This is a genomic window from Pseudomonas sp. (genome assembly GCF_030683065.1).
GTDB lineage: Bacteria > Pseudomonadota > Gammaproteobacteria > Pseudomonadales > Pseudomonadaceae > Aquipseudomonas.
The window spans coordinates 1-8,652 of sequence record NZ_JAUXMX010000042.1; the positions used below are offsets into that span (position 1 = coordinate 1).

An 8,652-nucleotide genomic window follows, 5' to 3' on the forward strand; every position below is an offset into this window, starting at 1 on the left:
GGTGATTGTGCTGGATGGCGATGACTACCACGAGGCCCTGGTTGGCTGGTTCGACACGCAACCACCGCAACTCAGCCGCCTGCCGCGCGGTACTGAACTGGCTGAGGTACTGGCGGACTCGGCCGCCCACCAACGCCTGGCGGAAAGGGTCAGCTTTTTCAAGGTCTGATGACGCCCTTATGCCCCGCGCAGAACCCTCTGCGCGGGGCATCGGCCTTACAATCCGGCGAATGCCCAGCCCAGTAGCAGCGGCAGCAGCACCGCGCTGATCACCCCAAGCAGGCTCATTCCCAGGGCGGCAAAAGCACCGCATTCCGATCCCTCCTCCAGCGCCTGCGCCGTGCCGATTGCATGGGCGTTGATGCCGTAGCTCAGCCCGCGCGCCGCCGGGTGAGTCACCTTGACCAGCCCCAGCAGCCAAGGCCCCAGCGCCGTGCCGATGACCCCGGTGAGCATGACGAAGACCGCTGCCAGCGAGGCCAGACCGCCGAGCTGTTCCGCCGCCAACATGGCGATGGGCATGGTCACCGACTTCCCCGACAGGCTCGCTAACACCGGCAGTTGCGCGCCCATGGCGTGGGCGATCACCAGCGTCAGGCTGACCGTCAGGGTGCCGCCGACCAGCACGGTCAACAGCACCGGCCAAACCAGCTGGCGAATGCGCTTGATGTTGTTGTACAGCGGCACCGCCAGGGCGATGGTCACCGGCCCCAGCAAGAACGCGATAGGCGCCGCGCCTGCACGGTAGGTCGCGTAATCCATGCCGCAGGCCAGCAACACGCCCACCACGATCAGCATCGATACCATCACCGGTTGCAGCACCAACCAACCGCTGCGCCGGTATAGCCACAGCGCAAACTGGAACGCCAGCAGCGTCAGCCCCACGGGGAACAGCGGGTGATCGACGACCAGCCGAGCCACCGTCAGCCACACAGCCTCATTCATGGGGCGTCTCCGCCTTCTGCTCTACACGTCGAGCCAGGCGCTGCATCATCCAGCCGCACAACGGCACCGTGACCACGAGCGACAAGCACAGCGCCGTCAAAATCGCCGGCAGGTCAGCCAGCAACGCATCGCTGGCCAGCATGATCCCGGCCGCAGGCACCACAAACAGCAGCGGCAAATACTGCAGCAGCGTACTGCTCGCCTGGCTCAACGGTTCGCTGACCTGGCCGCGCAGCAGCAGGTAGGCAAACAACAGCAGCAAACCAATCACGCTGCCGGGCAACACGGGCAGCAGCAGCTCGCTGACCAGGCTGCCTACAATCTGCAGCAGCACCAGCCAGGTCAGCCCTTTCAACACCATAAGAACATTCCTCTGTGTGAGCTATTAATCGCGAGGTAACGCAGCCGGCCGTTACTCGCGAAATGCTGCAAAATCGCGATTAAACTCGCGCCTACACACGTCGCCGAAACAATGGCCGCGGCTCAATCGCCGACCGCCCATATAGCACACTCATACCGGCCAGGCCCTTGAGTGCATCCTCGACAGACTTGTCTTCGCGCACGGCGAACGCATCAAACCCGCACTGGCGCATATGGCTGAGCTGATCACGCAGCACATCACCCACCGCGCGCAACTCGCCCGTCCAGCCTAAGCGCGTGCGCAACAGGTACGCCTGGCTATAACCGCGTCCATCACGAAAGCTGGGAAACGCGATGGCAATCAGCGGCAGAACTGGCAGGTAGGCCCGCAGACTTTCCACCTCATCATCCGGAGCCAGGCAGATACCATCGGCACTGGCCTGCTCGGCGCGCAAAACAGCTTCATCCTGGCGCGCGAGCCAGATATTCAACGACACTATCTGTGGCCCTTGCAAATCGGGCTCAGTGACGTCACCCAGCAGTTGCCAAGGGTCGTTGCGGACAATACTCGGCGCGCCATCAAGCAGTCGGATCAGGTTGTTCATGCTGGCACCTGCGGCTTGCGATAGACCTCTTCCTTGAACGGCTCCAGGCCGATGCGCTGCACGGTATCGACAAAACGTTCCTCGGCCTCTCGGTAGTCGGTGAAGGTGCGCACCAGCCCATCGATCACATCGGGGATCTGCGCCGCACTGAACGCCGGTCCGATCACCCTGCCCAGCGCGCTGGCCTTGCCCTGGGCGCCGCCGATTGTCACCTGGTACCACTCGCTGCCGTTCTTATCGACGCCGAGAATGCCGATATTGCCAATGTGGTGATGGCCGCAGGCATTCATGCAGCCGGAGATATTCAGGCTGATATCGCCCAGGTCATGCAGGTAATCCAGATCATCGAAACGCTGCTGGATCGCCTGGGCAATCGGGATCGACTTGGCATTGGCCAGGGAGCAGAAGTCGCCGCCGGGGCAAGCAATCACATCCGTCAGCAGGCCAATGTTTGGCGTCGCCAGGCCCACCTCACCTGCGGCTTGCCAGAGCGCATGCAAATCTGCCTTGCGCACATCGGGCAGCACAATGTTCTGCTCATGGGCGATGCGCAGCTCGGCAAAGCCAAAGCGCTCGGCCAGGTCAGCCAGCGCGTCCATCTGTTCGGCGGTGACATCGCCCGGCGGCGCACTGATGCCCGGCTTGGTCGACAGCACCACGGCGCTGTAGCCGGGCACCTTGTGCGTCAGGGTATTGCGCGACACCCAGCGGGCAAATTCGCCGTCCTGCGCCAAGGCTGTGCCAAACCCCAGGTCGATCTCAGGCAATTGCTCGTACGGCGGTGCGACGAACGCATCGGCCACCCGCTGGTACTCCTCCTGGGTCAGTTCCGCTGGGCCATCCTTGATGTGCTGCCACTCGGCCTCGACCTCACGGGCGAACGCCTCGATCCCCAGGGCCTTGACCAGAATCTTGATGCGCGCCTTGTACTTGTTGTCGCGCCGCCCGTGACGGTTGTACACCCGCAGCACCGCCTCGACGTAGGACAGCAGATGGCGCCAGGGCAACGCCTCGCGAATCTGCTGGCTCAAAATCGGCGTGCGCCCCAGGCCGCCGCCAACCATCACCCGCAGCAGCAACTCGCCGGCCTCGTCGCGGTACAGGTAAAGACCGATGTCGTGCATCATCACCGCCGCGCGGTCTTCCTCGGCGGCGCACAGGGCGATCTTGAACTTGCGCGGCAAGTAGAGAAACTCCGGGTTGATGGTCGACCACTGGCGCAAAATTTCCGCCAACGGGCGGGGGTCCAACAACTCATCGGCTGCGACCCCGGCAAAGGCCTCGGTGGTGATATTGCGCACGCAGTTGCCGGAGGTCTGAATCGCGTGCATCTCAACACCTGCCAAGTGCTCAAGAATGTCCGGCACCTGCTCCAGCTCGATCCAGTTGAACTGAATATTCTGCCGCGTGGTGAAATGCCCATAACCCCGGTCGTACTGCCGCGCGACATGCGCCAACGCGCGCATCTGCCGCGCCGCCAACGTCCCATAGGGGATCGCCACGCGCAGCATGTAGGCATGCTTTTGCAGGTACAGGCCGTTCTGCAGACGCAGCGGCAGAAACTCTTCCTCGCTCAGCTCTCCCCTGAGGCGCCGCTCGACCTGATCGCGAAACTGCGCCACGCGCTCGCGCACCAGCACATGGTCATATTCATCGTATTGGTACATCGGCGGCCTCGGCTGTTATCGATGGCCCCACTATGCCCAGCCCTCTGATACCGAAACAGCGGCAGATCCAGCGGAAAAATACAGAGCAGATGGCGCCGTCAGGTGTTGGCAATCACCCAGCATTTCCACCCGCGACAATCCAGGCTACCGTGTTGGCTCCCCAGGCATGCCGTCCACTGAACAGGGCTCGCATCGAGCCGCTGACAAAATCGCCGGGCACCCTCAACTCATTGAATACAACTTCACAAGGAACCCACCATGGCCGCCCTCGACGCAAAAAAACTGCATATCGACATCGTCTCTGACGTGGTCTGCCCATGGTGCGTGGTGGGTTATCGGCAATTGGCGCAGGCCCTGCACGCCAGCGGCACGGACTACGAACTGCATTGGCACCCCTTTGAGCTAAACCCCGACATGCCCGCCGAGGGTCAGAACCTGCGCGAGCATATCGCCGAGAAATACGGCGCAAGCCAAGCGCAGTCAGACGAAAACCATCGGCACCTGGTGCAGGCCGGCAACGGCGTTGATTTCGAGTTCAACTTCGCCGATGACATGCGCATGCACAACACCTTCAACGTCCACCAGCTGCTGCACTGGGCCGATCAGCAAGGCCGCATGCACGACCTGAAACAGGCGCTGTTTGTTGCGCACTTCACCCATCGGCGCAACCTGTCGGACAACCAGGTCCTCGCAGACGTAGCCGCCGAGATCGGCCTGGACCATAACGACGCATTGGCGGTGCTTACCGACCAACGCTTCGCCGACGAGGTGCGCGCAGCCGAGCACATCTGGGTCAGCCGAGGCATCCGCAGCGTGCCTGCGGTCATCTTCAACCACCGCCACCTGGTCAGTGGCGCCCAGGGCGTGGAGAACTTCAGCCGAATTCTGGAACAGTTGGCGACGGCCGAAGCCTGAACACTCTAGGCCGACACCTGCGCGCCACCAAACCGTAGGAGCGAAGGGGGCACCTAGCTTTTATTCGCGATAGACCTTGAGGGCGCCGCAAACATCGTGGCTAACAGAGCTCCGGCCGGCCCCTCCCATACCCACAAAATCCCAATCGGCGCATCAACCAGACGACGATATAGACGCTCTTGACTCGCAGCTATCCACAACCATCAACGGTTGCCCCATCTCCAAACCCACCATCTGATCCGCTTTTTATTCGAAAACCTGAGTCTGTTACCGGATCAGCCCTGCCCGCATCATTTGCCTCGCCTGATAAAGCCCGACGAGGCCCGTAATGAGCGAACGTATTCCTGCGCAGATCATCGAGACCATCGACCCGCGCCAGCCTATCCGCATGACCCCGTCACAAGCGGGCGGGCCGATTCATACCCGCAGCTTCAGCGGCCGTTTTCGTAACCTGCGCCTGTACGGGGCGGGTTTGCTATTTCTGATCTTCTTTGGCACCGCCTGGCTCGACTGGGACGGTCGCCAGGCGGTGTTGTGGAATTTGGCCGAACACCGCTATTACATCTTCGGCGCGACCTTCTGGCCGCAGGATTTCATCCTGCTCTCGGCGCTACTGATCATCGCAGCGTTTGGCTTATTCACTATCACCGTGGTGGCCGGGCGGGTGTGGTGTGGTTACACCTGCCCGCAGAGTGTCTGGACCTGGGTGTTTATGTGGGCAGAGAAGGTCACCGAGGGCGAGCGCAACCAGCGGATCAAGCTGGATGCGGCGCCCTGGTCGCTGAACAAGCTGGCGCGGCGCAGTGCCAAGCACGCAATCTGGCTGGGCGTCAGCCTGCTTACGGCGGTGACCTTTATTGGTTATTTCACGCCGATCCGCGAGTTGGCCAGCGACCTGCTGCGCCTGCAACTGGCGGGCGGCACCCTGGTGTGGGTGCTGTTCTTTATGGCCGCCACCTACCTCAACGCCGGCTGGCTGCGCGAGAAGGTCTGCGTGCATATGTGCCCCTATTCGCGCTTCCAGAGTGCGATGTTCGACGACGACACCCTGCTGGTCGCCTACGACGCCAAACGCGGTGAAGGCCGAGGCCCGCGCAAGAAGGACAGCGACCACAAGGCCGAAGGCCTGGGTGATTGCATCGACTGTTATATGTGCGTGCAGGTGTGCCCGACCGGCATCGATATTCGCGACGGCCTGCAGATCGACTGCATCAGTTGCGGTGCCTGCATCGATGCTTGCGACTCGGTAATGGACAAGATGGGCTATGCCCGCGGTCTGGTCGGCTACCATTCCGAGCGCGAGCTGCAGGGCGGCAAAACCAAGCGCTTGCGCCCACGCCTGATCGGCTATGCCATCGCCCTGGCCCTGATGATTGGTGCCTTCGCCTGGGCCTTGAACGACCGCTCGATGCTCTCCATCGACTCGGCCAAAGACCGCAGCATGTACCGCGAAAACCAAATAGGGCAGATCGAGAACACCTACCTGCTCAAGGTCATCAACAAGACCCAACAACAGCAGCGTTACGGCCTGGCCCTGCTCGACAGCCCCGGTCTACGCCTGGATGCACCGCAGCAGTTGCAGTTAAACCCTGGAGAAATTCTCGATGTGCCGGTGACCCTGGTGCTGGAGCGCAAAACCGCCGAGAGCAGCGCAATGCCGGTGCGCTTTGTGATCCACAACCTGGCCGATGCCAGCGAGCAGGCGCAAACGCAGAGCGTTTTCCTCTCACCACACGGGCGCTGACAGTCGCATGGCCAGGCAACTCCCCGTAGAGTGCGCTGCAACACTCAGCGCACCGACGAACACGATGAAACGCTACGAGAAATTTGCCGACCAGATTGCCGAGCTGATCCGCACCGGGGTGCTCGCGCCGGGTGAGCGGGTGCCTTCGGTGCGCCACGCCAGCCGCACCTATGGGGTCAGCCCCTCGACGGTGTTCCAGGCCTACTACCTGCTCGAAGACCGCGGCCTGATCCAGGCGCGCGCCCGCTCCGGCTACTTCGTCCGCGAGTTGGCGCGGCATTCCCTGGCCGAGCCGGAAACCAGCCAGCAGCCGACGCAAACCACCGAGGTGGACGTCAGCGAGCTGGTGTTCTCCGTACTTTCCTCATTGAAAGACCCAAACACCGTGCCGTTCGGCTCAGCCTTCCCCAGCCCGCAGCTGTTTCCCTTGCCGCGCCTGGCGCGCTCCATGGCGCACAGCGTGCGGGATATGCCAGCACAGGCGGTGATCGCCGACATGACCGAGGGCAACCCCAACCTGCGTCGGCAGATCGCCCTGCGCTATATGGTCAGCGGCGTAATGCTACCGCTGGAAGAGCTGGTGATCACCAGCGGAGCCATGGAAGCACTCAACCTCTGCTTACAAACGGTAACTCAGCCCGGCGACCTGGTGGCCATTGAAGCGCCGGCGTTTTACGCCACCCTGCAGGTGCTGGAGCGCTTGAAACTCAGGGCCGTGGAAATACCGGTCAACCCGCGCGAAGGCATTGATCTGGAGGTGCTCAGCGAGCGCCTGGCCAGCCTGCCGATCAAGGCCTGCTGGTTTATGAGCAGCCTGCAGAACCCGCTCGGCGCGAGCATGAGCTATGACAAGAAGGCCGCGTTGTACCAGCTGCTGCAGCGTCATCAGGTGCCGCTGATCGAAGATGATGTCTACGCCGAGCTGTATTTCGGCAGCCAGCCGCCCAAACCGGTGAAGAGCTTCGACCGCGAAGGACTGGTGATGCACTGCGGCTCGTTTTCCAAATGCCTAGCGCCGGGTTACCGGGTCGGCTGGGTGGCCGGCGGACGCTATGCCGAGCAGATCAGCCGGCTCAAGCTGATGACTACCATTTCGCCGTCCGTACCGGCCCAAGCCGCTCTGGCCGACTACCTGCAACACGGCGGCTACGACCGCCACCTGCGCAAGCTGCGCCATGCCCTGGAGGCGCAGCAGGCGTCGATGCTGGCCTCGGCCGCGCGGCATTTCCCAGCCAGCACCAAGGTGACGCGGCCCAGCGGCGGCTATTTCCTCTGGTTCGAGTTTCCCGAGCAGGTCGATGCCCTGCGCCTGTTCCAGCTCGCCCTGGCCCAGGGCATCAGCCTGGCGCCGGGCCCGATTTTCTCCGCCACCCGGCGCTTTGGTAACTGCGCCCGGCTGAACTACGGCCACCCATGGAATGCCGAAAGCGAGCAGGCGATGGAGGTACTGGGGCGGATTATCGCGTCGTTCTAGCGGGCGAAGCCTGGTAAGCGGTGCAGGTGTTGGCATTACACAGGTGGTGCGCGCGGCGCACCCTATGGAGGTCGGCCCCACAGCTCGCGCTGACAGACTGCATAAGGCGTTGCGGCAGAAATCTTTGCTTGAACTTTTCCCTCGGCATTCGCCAAGCAGCTCGGCTAACGTAGCGGCCCGACTTTGCGAGACGCACGCGATATGGACTCGATTACCCAGGCTGTCCTCGGCGCCACCCTTCAAGGCGCACTGCTCGGCCGCTGGCAAGGCCGCAAGGCTCTGCTGTATGGCGCCATGCTGGGCACCCTGCCGGACCTGGACGTGGTCATCGACTACGGCGACGCCGTGGCCGACATGACTTACCACCGCGGCTTCAGCCATTCCCTGTTTGTGCTCACCGGTGTGGCGCTGCTGTTGACCTGGCTGACGCGACGTTTCCGACACAACCCCGGTTACTCGTCGCAACGCCTGTTTCTAACGTTATGGCTGGTGCTGCTTACCCATCCACTGCTCGATGCGTTCACCAGTTACGGTACCCAGCTGTTCTGGCCGCTGATGCCCACACCCACGGCCTGGTCGAGCATCTTTATCATCGACCCGCTGTACAGCGTCCCGCTGATTGGCGCGGTGATCGCGGGCCTGCTGTTTGGCCTGCACGGCAAAGCGCCGCGTGCGCCCGTGATTGCCCTGGCGCTGTCGACGCTGTACCTGGGTTCGACCCTGGCCGGTAAATCCATGGCGGAACACCGTGTCGAGGTGCAACTGGCTGACCAGGGCATCCAGGCCGAAGCACTATTCAGCACCCCGACACCACTCAACAGCCTGCTCTGGCGGGTGATTGTGCTGGATGGCGATGACTACCACGAGGCCCTGGTTGGCTGGTTCGACACGCAACCACCGCAACTCAGCCGCCTGCCGCGCGGTACTGAACTGGCTGAGGTA

At 62.6% G+C, this 8,652-nt stretch carries 8 protein-coding genes and 1 pseudogene; 5 read left to right on the forward strand and 4 right to left on the reverse strand.

What is annotated here, in order from left to right:
- A pseudogene (locus Q8K09_RS13945) lies at positions 1 to 139 on the forward strand (metal-dependent hydrolase); the annotation flags it as partial.
- Between the two features lie 77 nt (positions 140 to 216).
- On the opposite strand, the gene Q8K09_RS13950 reads toward Q8K09_RS13945, so the two are convergent.
- The 4 genes from Q8K09_RS13950 to Q8K09_RS13965 form a co-directional block, all read right to left on the reverse strand.
- A complete protein-coding gene (locus Q8K09_RS13950) occupies positions 217 to 945 on the reverse strand; it encodes an LrgB family protein (RefSeq protein ID WP_305255579.1) in 729 nt (242 codons plus the stop codon).
- Positions 938 to 1,306: a CidA/LrgA family protein gene (locus Q8K09_RS13955; protein WP_305255580.1), complete on the reverse strand. Its 369-nt coding sequence runs from the start codon at positions 1,304 to 1,306 to the stop codon at positions 938 to 940. The genes Q8K09_RS13950 and Q8K09_RS13955 overlap by 8 nt, the downstream gene beginning before the upstream one ends.
- A gap of 91 nt (positions 1,307 to 1,397) precedes the next feature.
- Positions 1,398 to 1,910, reverse strand: coding sequence for a DUF934 domain-containing protein (locus tag Q8K09_RS13960; RefSeq protein WP_305255581.1), 513 nt, complete (start codon positions 1,908 to 1,910; stop codon positions 1,398 to 1,400).
- A complete protein-coding gene (locus Q8K09_RS13965; RefSeq protein WP_305255582.1) occupies positions 1,907 to 3,577 on the reverse strand; it encodes a nitrite/sulfite reductase in 1,671 nt (556 codons plus the stop codon). The genes Q8K09_RS13960 and Q8K09_RS13965 overlap by 4 nt, the downstream gene beginning before the upstream one ends.
- Positions 3,578 to 3,835: 258 nt before the next feature.
- Between Q8K09_RS13965 and Q8K09_RS13970 the strand changes: the two genes are divergently transcribed.
- From Q8K09_RS13970 to Q8K09_RS13985, 4 genes are all read left to right on the forward strand, one after another.
- Entirely contained in the window at positions 3,836 to 4,492 is a 657-nt protein-coding gene (locus Q8K09_RS13970) for a DsbA family oxidoreductase (RefSeq protein ID WP_305255583.1), read from the forward strand.
- 328 nt (positions 4,493 to 4,820) lie between these two features.
- Positions 4,821 to 6,236 (forward strand): cytochrome c oxidase accessory protein CcoG, encoded by a 1,416-nt coding sequence (ccoG, locus tag Q8K09_RS13975; RefSeq protein WP_305255584.1) that lies wholly within the window; start codon positions 4,821 to 4,823, stop codon positions 6,234 to 6,236.
- Positions 6,237 to 6,300: 64 nt separating this feature from the next.
- On the forward strand, positions 6,301 to 7,710 hold the full coding sequence (gene mapR / locus Q8K09_RS13980; RefSeq protein WP_305255585.1) for a GntR family transcriptional regulator MpaR: 1,410 nt from the start codon (positions 6,301 to 6,303) through the stop codon (positions 7,708 to 7,710).
- A gap of 201 nt (positions 7,711 to 7,911) precedes the next feature.
- Positions 7,912 to 8,652, forward strand: a 741-nt coding sequence (locus Q8K09_RS13985) for a metal-dependent hydrolase (RefSeq protein ID WP_305255586.1), incomplete at its 3' end; no start/stop codon positions are given.

Excerpts from the sequence above, each read along its gene's own strand:
- Q8K09_RS13950 (WP_305255579.1), bottom strand. The coding sequence starts at position 945 with ATGAATGAGGCTGTGTGGCTGACGGTGGCTCGGCTGGTCGTCGATCAC.
- Q8K09_RS13955 (WP_305255580.1), bottom strand. The coding sequence starts at position 1,306 with ATGGTGTTGAAAGGGCTGACCTGGCTGGTGCTGCTGCAGATTGTAGGC.
- Q8K09_RS13960 (WP_305255581.1), bottom strand. The coding sequence starts at position 1,910 with ATGAACAACCTGATCCGACTGCTTGATGGCGCGCCGAGTATTGTCCGC.
- Q8K09_RS13965 (WP_305255582.1), bottom strand. The coding sequence starts at position 3,577 with ATGTACCAATACGATGAATATGACCATGTGCTGGTGCGCGAGCGCGTG.
- Q8K09_RS13970 (WP_305255583.1), top strand. The coding sequence starts at position 3,836 with ATGGCCGCCCTCGACGCAAAAAAACTGCATATCGACATCGTCTCTGAC.
- ccoG (WP_305255584.1), top strand. The coding sequence starts at position 4,821 with ATGAGCGAACGTATTCCTGCGCAGATCATCGAGACCATCGACCCGCGC.
- mapR (WP_305255585.1), top strand. The coding sequence starts at position 6,301 with ATGAAACGCTACGAGAAATTTGCCGACCAGATTGCCGAGCTGATCCGC.